11 protein-coding genes and 1 pseudogene are annotated in these 15,052 nt (G+C 68.8%); 6 read left to right on the top strand and 6 right to left on the bottom strand.

The annotated features are described in order from the left end of the window. Positions 1-179: 179 nt before the first annotated feature. The 3 genes and pseudogenes from ctaD to NRF20_RS04955 form a co-directional block, all read left to right on the top strand. Complete coding sequence (gene ctaD / locus NRF20_RS04965; protein ID WP_413752082.1) at positions 180-1,961, top strand: cytochrome c oxidase subunit I; 1,782 nt, start codon at positions 180-182, stop codon at positions 1,959-1,961. Positions 1,962-2,007: 46 nt separating this feature from the next. Further along, positions 2,008-2,328 (top strand): hypothetical protein, encoded by a 321-nt coding sequence (locus tag NRF20_RS04960; RefSeq protein WP_398631523.1) that lies wholly within the window; start codon positions 2,008-2,010, stop codon positions 2,326-2,328. Positions 2,329-2,517: 189 nt separating this feature from the next. After that, positions 2,518-3,252 (top strand): annotated as a pseudogene (locus NRF20_RS04955) (IS200/IS605 family accessory protein TnpB-related protein); the annotation flags it as partial. A gap of 199 nt (positions 3,253-3,451) precedes the next feature. On the opposite strand, the gene NRF20_RS04950 reads toward NRF20_RS04955, so the two are convergent. Continuing rightward, the gene (locus NRF20_RS04950) at positions 3,452-4,873 is read right to left on the bottom strand and encodes an amidase (RefSeq protein WP_413752081.1); all 1,422 of its coding nucleotides are present in this window, start codon (positions 4,871-4,873) and stop codon (positions 3,452-3,454) included. A gap of 129 nt (positions 4,874-5,002) precedes the next feature. On the opposite strand from NRF20_RS04950, the gene NRF20_RS04945 reads away from it, so the two are divergent. Together NRF20_RS04945 and NRF20_RS04940 are read left to right on the top strand one after the other, a co-directional pair. Beyond that, a complete protein-coding gene (locus NRF20_RS04945) occupies positions 5,003-5,623 on the top strand; it encodes a TetR/AcrR family transcriptional regulator (RefSeq protein ID WP_398631525.1) in 621 nt (206 codons plus the stop codon). A 279-nt stretch (positions 5,624-5,902) separates the two neighbouring features. Further along, positions 5,903-7,444, top strand: coding sequence for a tetratricopeptide repeat protein (locus tag NRF20_RS04940; protein ID WP_413752080.1), 1,542 nt, complete (start codon positions 5,903-5,905; stop codon positions 7,442-7,444). A gap of 14 nt (positions 7,445-7,458) precedes the next feature. Here the strand turns inward: NRF20_RS04940 and NRF20_RS04935 are convergent, their stop codons facing one another. From NRF20_RS04935 to NRF20_RS04915, 5 genes are all read right to left on the bottom strand, one after another. After that, positions 7,459-8,079: an L-threonylcarbamoyladenylate synthase gene (locus NRF20_RS04935; protein WP_266355272.1), complete on the bottom strand. Its 621-nt coding sequence runs from the start codon at positions 8,077-8,079 to the stop codon at positions 7,459-7,461. A gap of 102 nt (positions 8,080-8,181) precedes the next feature. Next, positions 8,182-9,120, bottom strand: a complete 939-nt coding sequence (locus NRF20_RS04930) for a carbohydrate ABC transporter permease (RefSeq protein WP_413752079.1) — start codon at positions 9,118-9,120, stop codon at positions 8,182-8,184. Beyond that, positions 9,117-10,262 (bottom strand): carbohydrate ABC transporter permease, encoded by a 1,146-nt coding sequence (locus tag NRF20_RS04925; RefSeq protein ID WP_413752077.1) that lies wholly within the window; start codon positions 10,260-10,262, stop codon positions 9,117-9,119. Before NRF20_RS04925 ends, NRF20_RS04930 begins: the two co-directional genes overlap by 4 nt. A gap of 5 nt (positions 10,263-10,267) precedes the next feature. Next, complete coding sequence (locus tag NRF20_RS04920) at positions 10,268-11,512, bottom strand: extracellular solute-binding protein (RefSeq protein ID WP_413752076.1); 1,245 nt, start codon at positions 11,510-11,512, stop codon at positions 10,268-10,270. Positions 11,513-11,601: 89 nt separating this feature from the next. Further along, positions 11,602-12,651 carry a LacI family DNA-binding transcriptional regulator gene (locus tag NRF20_RS04915; protein WP_413752075.1) on the bottom strand — a complete coding sequence of 350 codons (1,050 nt, stop codon included), beginning with the start codon at positions 12,649-12,651 and terminating at the stop codon, positions 11,602-11,604. A 153-nt stretch (positions 12,652-12,804) separates the two neighbouring features. Between NRF20_RS04915 and NRF20_RS04910 the strand changes: the two genes are divergently transcribed. Further along, positions 12,805-14,901, top strand: a complete 2,097-nt coding sequence (locus NRF20_RS04910) for a glycogen debranching N-terminal domain-containing protein (RefSeq protein ID WP_413752074.1) — start codon at positions 12,805-12,807, stop codon at positions 14,899-14,901. Positions 14,902-15,052: the final 151 nt, after the last annotated feature.

The raw sequence follows: 15,052 nt of genomic DNA, 5'->3' as shown, positions 1-15,052 counted from the left end.
GTGGAAGGTACCCGTCGGTCCCTGGAGAGCGTTGCGGGCGGCGGCCAGCATGGTGCGGCCGGGGAGGTCCGGTCCGTCCCCTCGTGATCCGCCGGACCTTCCCGACCGCTCCCCGGAAACGCCCCCCCGTGCGGCCGGGGAGTTCTCGGAGAACTGCCAGAGCTGGAGGACACGGTCCGGTGGATGCAATGGAATCGCAGGGCAATCAGGCCGCCCCTGCATATGGCCGCAAGCCCCCCGGCCCCGGGGCCGACCCCGCCGACGCGGCGGCCATCTCGGCCGGTCGCCGGCCCACTCGGACGGGCACGACGCAGCCCGGCGCCGATCTGCCGGGCCGTTCCTCGCGCGGCAGGATCGTCGTCTCGTGGCTTACGACGACCGACCACAAGCAGATCGGCACGCTCTATCTCGTCACCGCGTTCGTCTTCTTCCTGGTCGGCGGCGCGATGGCGCTGGTGATGCGCGCCGAACTCGCCTGTCCCGGTACGCAGATCATTTCCAACGAGCAGTTCAATCAGGCATTCACGATGCATGGCTCGGTGATGCTGCTGCTGTTCGCCATGCCACTGTTCACGGGATTCGCCAACTGGCTCATGCCGCTTCAGATAGGCGCACCCGATGTGGCATTTCCGCGGCTGAACATGCTGGCCTACTGGTTGTTCCTCTTCGGCTCATTGATCGCCGCGGCAGGTTTTCTCACCCCTCAAGGTGCTGCCGACTTCGGCTGGTTCGCCTATGCTCCGCTTTCCGACGCCACCCGCTCCCCGGGTATCGGCGCCGATATGTGGATCATGGGCGTGGCGCTGTCCGGATTCGGTTCCATTCTCGGAGCGGTGAACTTCATCACCACCATCATCTGTATGCGTGCCCCCGGGATGACCATGTTCCGGATGTCGATCTTCACCTGGAACGTACTGCTGACCGCCGTACTCATCCTCCTGGTCTTCCCGGTCCTCGCCGCGGCACTCTTCGCGCTGGAGATGGACCGGAAGTTCGGCTCGCACATTTTCGACGCCGCCAACGGGGGTGCGCTTCTGTGGCAGCACCTGTTCTGGTTCTTCGGGCACCCGGAGGTCTATGTGCTGGCTCTGCCGTTCTTCGGCATCGTCTCCGAGATCATTCCGGTCTTCTCCCGGAAGCCGATGTTCGGTTATATCGGTCTTGTTGCCGCGACGATAGCCATTGCCGGGTTGTCCGTAACCGTCTGGGCCCACCACATGTATGTCACCGGTGGTGTACTGCTGCCCTTCTTCGCCTTCATGACCTTTCTGATCGCCGTACCGACCGGGGTGAAGTTCTTCAACTGGATCGGCACTATGTGGAAGGGGTCGCTGTCCTTCGAGACGCCGATGCTGTGGGCCACCGGATTTCTGATCACGTTCGTCTTCGGCGGACTGACCGGAGTCATCCTGGCCTCACCGCCACTGGACTTCCATGTCTCCGACTCGTACTTCGTGGTCGCCCACTTCCACTACACACTCTTCGGTACGGTCGTCTACGCGATGTTCGCCGGATTCCACTTCTGGTGGCCGAAGTTCACCGGCAAGATGCTCGACGAACGCCTGGGAAAGATCACCTTCTGGGTGCTGACGGCCGGCTTCCACCTCACGTTCCTCGTGCAGCACTGGCTCGGTGCGGAGGGAATGCCCCGCCGGTACGCGGACTATCTCGCCGCTGACGGTTTCACCGCCCTCAACACCCTGTCCACCATCGGCTCATTCCTGCTCGGGCTGTCGTTCCTCCCCTTCTTCTACAACGTCTGGAAGACCGCCCAGTACGGCAAGAAGACAACCGTCGACGACCCCTGGGGTTATGGCCGCTCCCTGGAATGGGCCACGTCCTGTCCTCCTCCCCGGCACAACTTCACCGCCCTGCCCCGTATCCGCAGCGAGTCCCCGGCGTTCGACCTGCACCATCCGGAGATCGCCGCGCTCGACCCCGCCGTACCGGACTGCCCCTGACCCCGCCGACCACCGCCAACCCCGCCTCTGAGGAGAGTGCTGTCCGATGTCCCATGGTGTTCTGACGCTCGGTGTCGCCGTGCTCTGCGTGTCGGGCAACGTCTGGTACCTGCCCGCCTGCATCGACCTGCGTGCCGGCCAGGACCGGCCGCGCTCCCGTCGGCTGGCCGCGGCCGCTGTACTGGCCGGGTGGGGATCGGCGGCCCTCACGATGCTCCTGCTGCTCATGCCGGTCCCCCTGCCCGCGGCCGTGCTGGTGGCGGTCGCGGGTGCCACCACCACGGTGTCCCTGGCCGTCCGCGCGCGGCTGTGCCGAGGCCAGGAGCAGTGTGAAGAGGAGGCCCGGTGGGCCGCGCTCTTCCGTTGACACCTTCATGAGGGTTGTGAGCTGCTGTCGGTTTGCTGAGCTGAAGTGCGTTGTGGTGAGCAGGAGTGAGTCCTGTCGGCGGCTTCGCGGGGCGGGAACGGTAGTTCTGGGGCCGAATGGGTGACCTCGGCGGCTGGTGCTCGTTGGACTGGGTAGCGGGTGTCCGGTCTCGTGGGAGGGGGTGTTGTGGTGGGTGGTGTGCGGGAGCTGGCGGCGCCCTTCGTGGCGCCCGGGCCGTGCGGGGTGGCGATCCGGGACCGTCTGAAGCACCTCACGCCCCAGGACGAGATAGTCCTGCGTGCGGTCGGTGAGCATCAGGGCCGTCTGGCTTCCCGTGATCTCAGGGCCCGTTGTGCGGACGGTCTGGAGCACGGCGCGGACACCTGGGCGTCGCGCAAGCGGGACCTGACCGCGCAGTCGTCATCGCGGATCGCCGGTGCGATCACCAAGGCCACCCACGATCAGTGGGCGCTGGCGCGCCGTTGTCAGGCGGCGCACATCCGGAATCTGGAAGCCGGGATCGGGACGCTGCGGCACCGCCTGTCCCTCCCCATCGGCGCGAGGGGAACGAAGCGGGCGGCCGGTGGCTACCGCTCCCAGGGCGAGTGGTTCCACAAGTCCCGCCGCCTCGCGGCGCTGGAAGCCCGACACGATGCCGCGGTCCGTGACCGGCAGGCCGGACGCGTCCGGGTCGTGCGGGGCTGCAAACGCCTTCTCAACACCCGCCACCACCTCACCCGGGCCCGGCTGACCGAAGAGCAGTGGCGAGAACGCTGGGAAGCGGAACGCTGGTTCATCGCCGCCGACGGCGAGTCCGGGAAACGGTTCGGGAACGAGACCATTCGCGTCACCCCGGACGGCGAGGTCAGCATCAAACTGCCCGCCCCGCTCGCACACCTGGCCAACGCCAAGCACGGCCGGCACCCCCACCAGGCACCCGAGGACGTGACGGAACCCGCCCACCCGCAACGGATCACGCCCCTGGAGGCGTGCCGCCGAACGGGACGAGAAAGCGGGAACCCAGCGCATCCAACACCGTTCGGGATGCGCCCAGCACGCACCAGTGGGTCCAGGACTCACTCATGCACACTGGCTAGGAACGGTGCAAGTGCTCCTCAAGGGCTCAATCAGCCCTGACCCCCACGCGCGGGTCGACCGGTGTGAGAACTCCGAGCCGGTCCTCGATCGCCTGCGCCGCGCCCAGACACAGGTCTTCCCGGAACGCGCGCCCGACAACCTGCACCCCGGACGGCAGTCCATCGACCACTCCGGTCGGTACGGCCACGCCGGGCACACCCACGAAACTGGTCACGGTGCACAGGCGCATCGCCGAGCCGACCCGGTCCCGTCCGGCCCTGTCGCGCGACTCCAGTCCCGGCTCGACCGGTGGCTCGGTGAATACCGGGCCGAGCAACAGCGGGTATTCGTCGAGGAATTCGGCCCATGAGCGGCGGATGTTCATCCAGGTGCCCATCAGTTTAATGAACTCGTCGGCGCTTGCCGGTGGCGTCCGCTCCATCGTCATCTCGATATAGCGGTCCCCGCCTGCTCCGAGCAGCTTCCGCACCACCGGCCAGGTCGCAGCGAACTCGGTCACGGTGATCCGGCCGTACGCTTCGAGCGCTTCGTCCAGTCTCGGAACGTCCTGCACCTCCCGCACGTCGTACCCGGCGTCGCGCAGCGCCTCGGCCGCGGTCTCGACGGCCCAGCGAACCGTGGGGTGAACGCCGTGCCCACCCGGGTCCGTCACGACCGCGACCTTCACCGGTCCGGGGAGCGGTTCGCCGTAGGCAGGTACCGGTACGGCCCGCGGGTCGGTCCCGGCCAGCACCTCGAACGCCAACCGGAGGTCGCCCACACTCCGCGCCAGCGGGCCGTCGGTGATCAGCATCTGGGACGCCGGGCCGGGGTCGTCGGGGCCGAGGACGCGGTGGTCCGCGGGGAAGCGCCCGGTTGTCGGCTTCAGACCGGCCACGCCGCAGAACTGGGCCGGGATGCGCACCGATCCACCGGAGTCGTTGCCGAGCCCGAGCGCTGCCATGCCCGTGGCGACGGCCACCCCGTCGCCTCCGCTGGTGCCACCCGGGGTCCGGCCGCGGTCCCATGGGTTGGCCGTGTCGCCGAAGAGCTCGCTTCGCGTGTGCATCCCCGCCAGGATCAGGGTGGGTATGTTGCTGTGCCCGATGGGGATGGCCCCGGCTGCGCGCAGCCGGGCCACAGGGGGCGCGTCGGCCGACGCCACCAGATCGCGGAAGCGCTCCGTGCCGAACGTGGTCGGTACGCCTTCGACGGCGGTGCTCTCCTTCACCGTGAACGGCACGCCCGCCAGCGGCCCCAGCGCTTCACCGGCGGCCCGCCGGCGGTCTGTCTGCGCTGCGGCGGCGCGTGCGCGCTCCGCCAGGAGCTGTGTGACCGCGTTCATCTGCGGGTTGACCTCGGCGATGCGCTCCAGGTGGCTGTCGACCAGTTCGACAGCCGAGACATCTGCGCGGCGCACCGCCTCCGCCTGCGCGGTGGCCGGCATCTTCCACAGGGCATCCTGCATGCGCTCGTGTCCTTTCCCATCCATGTTCCGATGCACTTGCATCGAAACTGTAGCCCCCGAACCGATACGAGCGCATCGGATAAAGTGAGCTGCGGAACGGATCACCGTGGAACCAGGGAGGCGACGGGTATGCCCAAGCAGGTGGATCACGCGGACCGACGTCGCCGGATCGCTGAGGCCGTCTGCCGACTCGCCGACGAACGCGGGCTGGAGGGCGTGACCCTTCGAGACGTCGCCGCGTGTGCGCAGGTGTCGATGGGCGCCGTTCAGCGATGCTTCCGTACCAAGGAAGAAATGCTCGTGTTCGCGCTCGGATACATCGGCGAGCGGATCAGTGAGCGCGTACAGGCCCGCCTCGTGAGGTGCCCGGCCCAGTCGGCCGCCACCACCCTGGGGCATGCGGTGACCGAGATCTCACTGCTGCAGGAAGAGCACCGCGCCGAGGCCAGGGTCTGGCTCGCCTTCGTTGCGCAGGCGGTTGTCAGCGAGGCCCTCGCGAGGACGTTGAAGGCGAACTACGCAGCTCTGCAAGAGGCGTTCACCCGCCTCATCTCGGAAGCCGGCGAGGGCGCCGACTGTGCCGTGCTCATCGATCCGCAACGCGAGGCCCGCACCCTCCTCGCCCTCGCGGACGGCCTCACCGCGCACGTCCTCATCGGCCATCTCACCCCGCGAGAGGCGCAGGACGTCCTCCACGCGCACCTGGGCGGCCTCTGGGAGCGTCCGGTCCGGTCGCCTCGCACCACGTGAACGTCCCGGGCCGACACGGCGCGCTGCGAGCCACTGTCCACCATCTGCTCGATCGGGACTGGGACCACGTGTGGCAGGCGGCCGAGGGGATGTCATGACCCGCGGCGCCCACGCATATGAGTAAATGCCCTGGCCAAGCGGCGGGTTGGGCTCGGAACCGAGTCCGCCGGCCGCCTTCTTCGGGCCCCTGCCACCACTCGTACCCGTCGTTCTCGGTCCACTGGGTTTTGGGGCCGGCCGAAGAGCCACCCGGGTTTGGGCCCGAGGGCTCTGCTGACAGTGCGTGCGGTTCGACGACGGTACCCGCCCCTGGAAGCCCTTCACCAAGTACACGGACGTGAAGCCGGTGGAGAGCTGAAACCCGCCGCCCGCTCCGCCACGCCGGGGTCGTCAGGCAGGCCGAGAAGGGGTTTCCGCCGTACGGCTCACTCCGAGCGGCTACACGGCCTCGGCTCGGAGCAGCAGCGGCTGACCGCGCTGACCGCGGCCCTCCTCACGGGTGCGGCGACCCGGCCGCAGGCCTTCGACACGCTCGCGCTCGCACCCGGCCTCCGTGACACCCCGGAAGACACCCGCCTGCGCCTCGCGACATGGATCCACGACCTCTATCCGCCCGACGCGCCGCAGGTCTACTGGGGAAGCGTGCACCCCGACCGGCTGGCCGAGCATCACCTCGCCCGGGCCCTCACGCACCACCCGGAGCTGCTCGACGCGGTCCTGCCGCACATCACTCACGACCGGGCCCTGCACGCCCTGACCGTTCTCACCCGGGCGCTCGCACTGCCGCTGCCCACGGGGCCCCTGGGGGAAAGGCTGCAGGACCTGATCACCGCGCACCCGGCCACGCTCGCGCTTCCCGCGATCACCATCGCCCCGCAGGCGCAGACCCCGGAGCCCCTGCTGGAAGCACTGCAACCTGTCTGTTCCTCCCCCGGACTCATGGACGACCTGCGCGACCAGCTGTACGCCGCGATTCCTGATCAGACCCGGCGTCTGGCCGATCACGCCCTGACGCCGGCGGACCGCCGGGTCGGCCAGTACGCCGGGGCCCAGGACTCACGCGCGTGGCGGCGGAAGCTGGGACAGCGGGGGGACACCACCCTCAGCCAGAACCTCGCCCGAGCGCTGAACAACCTCTCGAATCGGCTGGCCGAACTGGGGCGCTGGGACGAGGCGTTGGCGGCGAGCATGCGCGCGGTGGAGATCCGTGAGGAGCTGGCGGCGGCGCGTCCTGAGGTGTTTCTGCCGGACTTTGCGGTGTCGCTGAACAATCTGTCGGCGGATCTTGCCGAGTTGGGAAGGCGGGAGGAGGCGTTGGCGGCGAGCATGCGCGCGGTGGAGATCCGTGAGGAGCTGGCGGCCGCGCGCCCCGAGGTGTTTCTGCCAGGCCTCGCCGTGTCGCTGAACAACCAGTCCAACCGGCTGGCGGAACTGGGCCGGAACAAGGAAGCCCTCGTGGCGATCAGCCGCGCGGTGGAGATCCGCGAGTGCCTGGCGACCGTGCACCCGGACGCGTTTCTCCCCGACCTCGCACTGTCGCTGAGCAACTGCGCGGTCAGGCAGGACGAGATGGGGCGGCGGGAAGAGGCACTGACGTCCGTCACACGCGCCATCGCCATGCTCAAGAACCTGGCAGCGGCGCGGCCTGCGGTGTTCAACCGCCTGCTCACCGAGTGCATCGCACACCAGGGCGCTCTGCGGAGCCGGGGCCGTCCGCCGCGCGCGGCGCTGCCGCAACCCCGCCCTCGCGACCGTGCCGCAGGCACCCTGCACATGAGTCACCGGCGTTCCGGCACGGAGGCCGCCCGGCAGGCGCCGTGATGCCCGCGGCGAGGCTACTCGAACCGTGTGGTGTCGCCCGCCCCTCGGCGTACGATCTCGAGTTCGCCGCCGGAGAAGTCGATGACCGTGGTCGGCTCGGTGCCGCAGTCGCCCGAGTCGACCACGGCGTCCACCACATGGTCGAGCCGTTCCTTGATCTCCCAGCCCTGTGTCAGCGGCTCGTCCTCGTCGGGCAGGAGCAAGGTGCTGGACAGCAGCGGCTCACCGAGGTCGGCGAGCAGCGCCTGAGCGACGACATGGTCGGGAATCCGCACTCCGACCGTCTTCTTCTTCGGGTGCAGCAGCTGACGCGGCACCTCCTTCGTCGCAGGGAGGATGAAGGTGTAGCTGCCGGGTGTCGCTGCCTTGATCGCGCGGAACACATCGTTGTCGATGTGCACGAACTGACCCAGCTGCGCGAAATTCTGGCACACAAGGGTGAAATGGTGACGGTCGTCGAGATTCCGGATCGACCGGATCCGGCTGATGCCGTCACGACTGCCCAGCTGGCATCCCAAGGCGTAACAGGAGTCCGTCGGGTACGCGACGAGCGCGCCGGCCCGGATGCTGTCGGCCACGGAGCGGATGGTGCGCGCTTGAGGATTTTCGGGGTGCACGTCGAAATACTTCGCCATCCGCCGAGTCTAGGTGATCAGGACATTACGCTCGGAACAGCGGGGTCCGGTCCGGTCGGTGCGTCGGATTTCGGCGCCGTCGGTCCCCGACGGCGCCGGAGCTCACTCCTTGACCGCTCCCGCGTTGGCGCCGCTCACGAAGTAGCGCTGGAAGCAGAAGAACAGCGCGGCCACCGGGATGGTGGAGAGCAGCGCCGCCGCCAGCTTCAGCGGGTACTGCGTTCCGCCGCCGAGTCCGCCCGAGACGAAGCGGGCCAGGCCCGTGGTGAGCGTCTCGTACTGGCCTGACTGCGTGCTGACGAGGAAGTGCGTGAACTCGTTCCACGACCCCTGGAACGACAGGATCGTCAGGGTGATCAACGCCGGTCTGGCCATCGGCAGGACGACGGACCAGAAGATCCGGAACACACCCGCCCCGTCGATCCGTGCGGCCTCCTCGACCTCGCGCGGTACCGATTCGAAGAACTGCTTCATGATGAAGATGCCCGCCGCGTCCACCAGCAACGGCAGGATCATGCCGGTGTACGTGTCGAAGAGCCCGAAGGTGTTGAGCACCAGGAACTTCGGGATGAGCAGGGCCACTCCGGGCACCGCCATCACCGCGAGTACAAAGCCGAACAGTGCGGAGCGGCCCCAGAAGCGCAGCCGCGCCAGCGCGTATCCCGCCATGGAGTCGAACAGCACCCGGCCCACGGTCACCACCACCGCCACCAGCGCCGAGTTGCCCAGCCAGCGCAGGAAGGGCACCCCGTCCGCCGCCTGGCTCAACCCGAACAGCCGCTGGTACGCCGCCGTGGTCGGAGTGGTGGGCAGCAGACCCAGCGGATGCGCGGCGGCGTCCGGATCCGTCTTGAAACCGGTCACCAGCTGGAGGACGAACGGCAGCAGATACAGCAGACCCAGCCCCAGCACCGCGGCATACCCCGCCAACCGCCACGGCAGGCGGAAGCGGCTCAGGACGGGGCGGCCCCGGTCGTGCGGGGCGCGACGGCGAGGGGAGGGCCGAGCCCGGTCGCGTACGGCCGTACCGGTGACGGTCATCGGTTCCTCCCGGTGCGTGCCCCACGCTCCCGCAGCGCCCAGCGCTGGAACGCGGTCAGGACGAGGATCAGGGCGAGCAGGATGAACGCGATCGCCGAGCCCTGCCCGAAGTCCGCATTGTCGAAGCCCGCGGAGTACGACAGGAAGGCGGGCGTGAGCGTCGTATTGCCCGGAGCGCCCTGGCCCATCACATAGACCTGGTCGAAGACCTGCCAGGTGGAGATCAGCCCCAGGGTCAGGACCAGGAACAGCACGGGACGCAGCGCCGGCAGCGTCACATGCCACAGCATCTGACGGCGGTCGACCCCCTCCATGGCGGCCGACTCCTCCAGCTCCCGCGGGATGTTCTGCAGCGCCGCGAGGAAGATCAGCATGAACGTGCCCGAGGTGGTCCACACGGCGAGCAGAATGAGCGTGCACATCGCGACCGAGGGGCCCGAGAGCCACTCGAACCACGACAGCCCCATGGTGGAGTGGGCGGCCAGGATCCCGGTGGGCCGTTCGGGATCGACGATGCCCAGGCCGCCCAGGATCAGGGAGAGCACCCCGCGCGGGTCCGCGAACCAGTTCGGTCCCTTGATCCCGATCCAGGACAGCATGGAGTTGACGGCTCCACTGCCCTGGAAGAGAAAGAGGAAGACCGTCGAGACGGCGATGGAGCTGGTGACCGACGGGAAGAAGAACGTCGTACGGAGAGCGCCGCGCCCCCGAAGCAGTTTCTGGTTGACGATCAGAGCCAGACCCAGTGCCAGCACGGTCTGCAGGGGGACGGTCAGCAGTACGTAGTAGGCGTTGTTGCGCAGGGACGTCGCGAAGAGCGTGCGGTCGAGCCCGTCCTGCGTGAGCAGCGACCGGTAGTTGTCCAGGCCGACAAAATCGGCCTGACCGGAGAACGGGTTGGACTGTCCGTCCCAGTGCAGCAGGCTCACCCACAGGGCCATCAGGATGGGAAGCACCATGAACAGGCCGAGGACGAGCACCATGGGGCTGACGAACAGCCAGCCCCAGGTGCCCTCCCCGCGACCCGCGCGCCGGGCGCGAGCCTTCGCGGTCGTGCCGGCCTTGCCGGGGGCGCTGTCAGGTGCGCCGGGCGAGCCGGTCGTGCGGGGGATACCGCTCGTGCGCATCGTGCGGATGGGCATGGGGCTCAGTTGCCCTTCGCGATCGCCTGTTCGCCATTGCGCTGAAGGTCGGCGAGGATCTTCTTCGGGTCGGCGGTGCGCAGGGACTGCAGATCGGTGTTGAACTGGCTCAGGACCTTGTCGAAGCCGGCGACCGTCACCGGGCCCTGCGCGTAGGCGCTGCCGTCCACCCAGGCCTTGGCGGCCGGCTGCTTCTCGGCATACGTCCTGAGCGCGCTCGTCCGCGACGGCATGACACCGAACGCGTCCGCGAAGTCGAGCTGCTGCTGCGCGGAGGTCAGGTACTTCACGAGGTCGACTCCCGCGTCGCGGTGCGCGCTGTCGGCGGCGACGCCCCAGCAGTTGCTGAAGGCGAGGGTGCCCTTGCCTGCCGGCCCCTCGGGCAACGGTGCGACGGCGTACTTCACATCGGGGTAGTCGAGCTTCATGCCGCCTTCGAGCCAGTTGCCCTCGATCGTCATGGCGGCCTTGCCCTTGCCGAGAGCCTCACCGCCCCAGCTGGTGTCCACCTGCTTGGCGAACTTCATCGAGCCGGACTTGAGCAGGGACTGGACGAAGTCGAGCCCCTTGGCGTTCTCCGGGGTGTCGGCGGTCATCTTCTTCTGGTCCGGGTCGGTGAGCCAGCCGCCCGCCTGCTTCATGAAGACTCCGAGCCGCTGGTACTCGTCGCTGGTGACGAGACCGGTGACGCCGTTGCCCGTGAGCTTGTCCGCGACGGTCTTCAGCTCCGCCCAGCTCTTCGGATAGTCCTTCTCCGTCAGCCCTGCCTTCTTCCACAGGTCCGTATTGATGGCGAGTGCGAGGGCCGAGGTGTCCTTCGGCAGACAGACCAGCTTCCCGTCGTGCGAGAACGAGGTGCGCAGCTGCTCGGAGAAGTCGTCGGCGTCGGATATCCGGTCCCCGTACGGGTACAGCGAGCCGCCCTTCGCGTAGTTCGCGAACTGGTCGGAGTTGACATAGAAGACGTCCGGCGGCTTGTGCCCGGCGAAGGACTGGGCAAGCTGCTGGTTCATGTCCTTGGCGACCTCGACCGAGACCGAGTTGCCCGACTTCTTCGCGTACGCGGCGGCGGCACTCTTGACCGCCTGGGTCTCGGCGTCCCCCGAGGTGGCGATCAGTACCGTCAGTTTCTGCTTGCCGGCCTTGTCCTGCTCCGGCTCCTTGTCGCTGCCGAAGCTGGATGAGCAGCCGGTGGCGGCCAGGAGCGCCGCGCAGGTGGCGAAGGCGGCGACGGCCGTACGGGTTCCCATGAATTCCTCCAGGGGGTAGGGCTTGTGGCTCAGCTGCCCGGAAAGGGCGTGCTGTGAATCGGTGGCCCGTGGACGGGCACGGGGGTGGTTCAGTCGCCCGACGCGGATGTGCTGTCACGTACGACGAGGGACGGTTCGAGCAGGACGCGCTCGGGCGGAGCGCCGAGTTCCGACATCCGGGCCAGCAGCAGCCGGACACATTCGCGGCCGACGGCCTCCAGCGGCTGGGCGACGGTGGACAGCCCGGGGGACAGGAGCGCCGCCGCGGGGGAGTCGTCGAAGCCGACGACCGCCACATCCTTGCCCGGCACGGCTCGTCGCTCGCGCAGGGCGTGATAGCACCCCAGAGCGAGTACGTCGCTTGCGGCGATCACGGCCGTCGCACCTGCGTCGAGCAGCGGTCCGACGGCGGCCTGTGCGGAGGCGATGTCATCGACGCTCCGTGCCCGCTTGTTGCGTATCGAAAGGTGGTGCCGCCGCATGGCGCGCTGCCAGCCCATGGCGCGGTCGTCGCCGACCCCGGAGCCACGCGGCCAGCCGAGAAAGGCGATCCTGCGATGCCCCAGACCCACCAGATGCTCGACCGCGGCGTCCGTGCCCGAGGCGCCGTCGACATCCACCCAGTCCCCGATCTGTCGGCCGGACCACATCCGGCCGAAGCCCACGAACGGCACACCGCGCTTCTCCAGCCAGGCCTGGCGCCGGTCGCCCCGGTCGGTGCCGCTCAGCACGAAACCGTCCACGCTGTGCAGGTCGAGGAGTTCCTCGTACCCGTCGAGGCCGGCGCTGCCGGGAGGTGAGGCGAAGAGCAGGATCCGGTAACCGGCCTCGTCGGCGGTCTGGGACAGGGCGTGCAGAAACCGGTCCATGACCGGGGCCGAGGTGCCGGGTGCGGTGGGACGAATGCCATAGCCGATGAGTTTGCTGGAGCGGGTGCGCAGGGTCTGAGCTGCGCGGTGCGGGCGATAGCCCAGCTCGTCGATGGTGCGACGGACCCGCTCCAGAGTCTCCGGACGCAGCAGTTCGGGGGAGTTGAGCGCGTTCGACACCGTTTGCGGAGACACTCCGGCCCGCTGTGCGACCGTGGCCAGGGTGACTGAACCGGCCTTGGGCGAGGGTGTGTTGGGGGAGCGGGGCATCAGTGTCTCCGAAACCGGTCGTACGAATTGGGCGAGTTCATTGGAGCGTTCCAAAACCGTTGTCAACGTGCTGAAGTCGTCGTTAGGGTTCTTGGAACGCTCCAATGCCTGAGAGGTTCTGCTCTGTTGGACACAACTGTCAAGACCCACGCCATGACGAACTCCGATACGGGGGTCGGCCCGTCGGCCGAAGGCCTCCAGCCGTTCCTGCATGACGCCTGTGTGACGCTGTACGCCCCGAGCTTCGCGATCTCGCAGGCGGACGGACAGATCGACGGCGCCGCAGACGGCTTCTACCACGGCGACAGCAGAGCACTTGCCCGGTTGACCGTCGCGGCGGACGGAATCGCGATCGCACCGGTGCGGGGAGCCCTTCAGGGAGCGGACCGGGCAGCATTCCGCGGTGTGCTGCGCGGCCTGGGCGAGGAGACACCGGACCCGGCCGTCACCTTGCACCGACGCCGCCGCATCACCCCCGGGCGCCTGGAGGAGACCCTCGAAGTCGCCAATGCCGGCCGGCAGCAGGTCCGTGTCCGGCTGATCGTCACCGCCGGTACCGACCTCGCGCCGATTGAGCGCGTCAAGTCCGGACACGCGCAGAGCCCGGTCTTCGCCAACGCCACGGAGGGCGGACTCGGTTGGTCCAGGCACACCTTCGCGGTACGGCTCACCGGCTACCCGCGGCCCGCCGCCGTCGACCCGGCCGCCGGAACACTGGCGTACGACATCGAACTCGCTCCCGGCTCGTCATGGACCGCTGAACTGCACTGCGACGCGGCGCATGAGGACGGCGACCAGTTCCCCGCACCACCTGCCGACAGCCTGCCGTGGCGTACGCCCGTCCTGCGCAGCGCCGACCGGCGCTTCGATCACTGGCTGAGCCAGTCGGCCGCCGACCTCGACCGGCTGCGGCTGACCGACCCGGAGAATCCCGCCGACCAGTTCCTGGCCGCCGGAGCCCCGTGGTTCCTCACCCTCTTCGGCCGTGACTCCCTGTGGGCGGCCCGCATGCTGCTTCCGCTGGGCACCGATCTCGCCGCAGGTACGCTGCGCACACTTGCCCGCCGGCAGGGCACGAAGTCCGATCAGGACACCGAGGAACAGCCCGGCAAGATCCTGCACGAAGTACGCCGAGCCACCCAGAACTTCAACGAGAACTTCGCCCTGCCGCCCTGCTACTACGGCACGGTCGACGCCACCCCGCTCTGGATCACCCTGCTGCACGACTCCTGGCGCTGGGGCCTCGCGCCCGAGCAGGTCGAACAGCTCCTGCCGCACGCGGAGTCCGCCCTCGCCTGGATGCGCGACCACGGCGACGCGGACGGGGACGGTTTCCTGAAGTACATCGACCACACCGGACGGGGCCTGGCCAACCAGGGCTGGAAGGACTCGGGCGACTCCATCCGGTATCGCGACGGGTGCTTCGCCGCGTCCCCGATCGCGCTCTGCGAGGTCCAGGCGTACGCGTACGAGGCGGCCCGCGGTGGTGCGGACCTGCTGCGCGCCTTCGGCCGCCCCGGCGCCGACCGGTGGGAGGAGTGGGCCGAGCGGCTGCGGGACCGTTTCCGCAGCCACTTCTGGGTGGAGGACGAGCGGGGGCCGTACCCGGCTGTTGCGCTCGACCGGGAGAAGACGCCGGTGGACTCGGTCACCTCGGGCTTCGGTCACCTGCTGGGCACGGGCCTGCTCAACCACGAGGAGAGCGCCCTGCTGGCCGCCAGGCTCAGCGCGCCCGAACTCGACTCGGGCCATGGTCTGCGAACGCTGAGCAGCGAATCCGTTGCCTACAACCCGTACGGCTATCACATCGGTTCCATCTGGCCGCACGACACCGCGATCGCGGTGCACGGCCTGGTCAGGGCCGGCTTCCCGGAAGCGGCCGCGTCCCTGTCCGCGGGGCTGCTGACCGCATCGGCGGCCTTCGACGCGCGGCTCCCCGAACTGTTCGCCGGTCACGGAGCGGCGACCGATGCCCGGCCCTCCCCCTATCCGGCATCCTGCCGCCCGCAGGCCTGGGCGGCGGCCTCGTCCGTCATGGTCCTCCAGTCGGTGCTGGGGCTTTCCGCCGATGTCCCCGGCGGAACGCTCACGGTCGCGCCCGGGTTCGCGGAGGCTTACCGGCCGCTGAAGGTCGAGGGGCTCGATGTCGCGGGCGGGCGGCTCGACATCTCCGTCGACGCCGACGGCACGGCGCACATCGAGGCGCCGAAGGGCCTGGTGGTGAGGAGGCAGCACACGACGCCCCGTTGACGCGCAGCGGCTGTGCCCGATTCGAGGCAGGACCCGGTGGGCCGGGGCGAGCCTGCCTCGGACCGGGCGGCCGAGTTCGCCGGGGGCGGCAGCAACAGCAGTACGACGGAACCCGCACAAGCAGTTCGGCTTCCGGCCTGTGCCTGTGGCA

Source organism: Streptomyces sp. R-74717 (assembly GCF_047305335.1).
In the GTDB taxonomy this organism is placed as follows: Bacteria; Actinomycetota; Actinomycetes; order Streptomycetales; family Streptomycetaceae; genus Streptomyces; species Streptomyces atratus.
The sequence above is the reverse complement of the archived record's forward strand: the minus strand, read 5'-3'. Positions and strand labels throughout refer to the sequence as shown.

What these genes read in the sequence shown, in the direction of transcription:
- NRF20_RS04915 (WP_413752075.1), bottom strand. Translation starts at nt 12,651, where the DNA reads ATGCCCCGCTCCCCCAACACACCCTCGCCCAAGGCCGGTTCAGTCACC.
- NRF20_RS04930 (WP_413752079.1), bottom strand. Translation starts at nt 9,120, where the DNA reads ATGACCGTCACCGGTACGGCCGTACGCGACCGGGCTCGGCCCTCCCCT.
- NRF20_RS04945 (WP_398631525.1), top strand. Translation starts at nt 5,003, where the DNA reads ATGCCCAAGCAGGTGGATCACGCGGACCGACGTCGCCGGATCGCTGAG.
- NRF20_RS04910 (WP_413752074.1), top strand. Translation starts at nt 12,805, where the DNA reads ATGACGAACTCCGATACGGGGGTCGGCCCGTCGGCCGAAGGCCTCCAG.
- NRF20_RS04935 (WP_266355272.1), bottom strand. Translation starts at nt 8,079, where the DNA reads ATGGCGAAGTATTTCGACGTGCACCCCGAAAATCCTCAAGCGCGCACC.
- NRF20_RS04925 (WP_413752077.1), bottom strand. Translation starts at nt 10,262, where the DNA reads ATGCCCATCCGCACGATGCGCACGAGCGGTATCCCCCGCACGACCGGC.
- NRF20_RS04950 (WP_413752081.1), bottom strand. Translation starts at nt 4,873, where the DNA reads ATGCAGGATGCCCTGTGGAAGATGCCGGCCACCGCGCAGGCGGAGGCG.
- NRF20_RS04920 (WP_413752076.1), bottom strand. Translation starts at nt 11,512, where the DNA reads ATGGGAACCCGTACGGCCGTCGCCGCCTTCGCCACCTGCGCGGCGCTC.
- NRF20_RS04960 (WP_398631523.1), top strand. Translation starts at nt 2,008, where the DNA reads ATGTCCCATGGTGTTCTGACGCTCGGTGTCGCCGTGCTCTGCGTGTCG.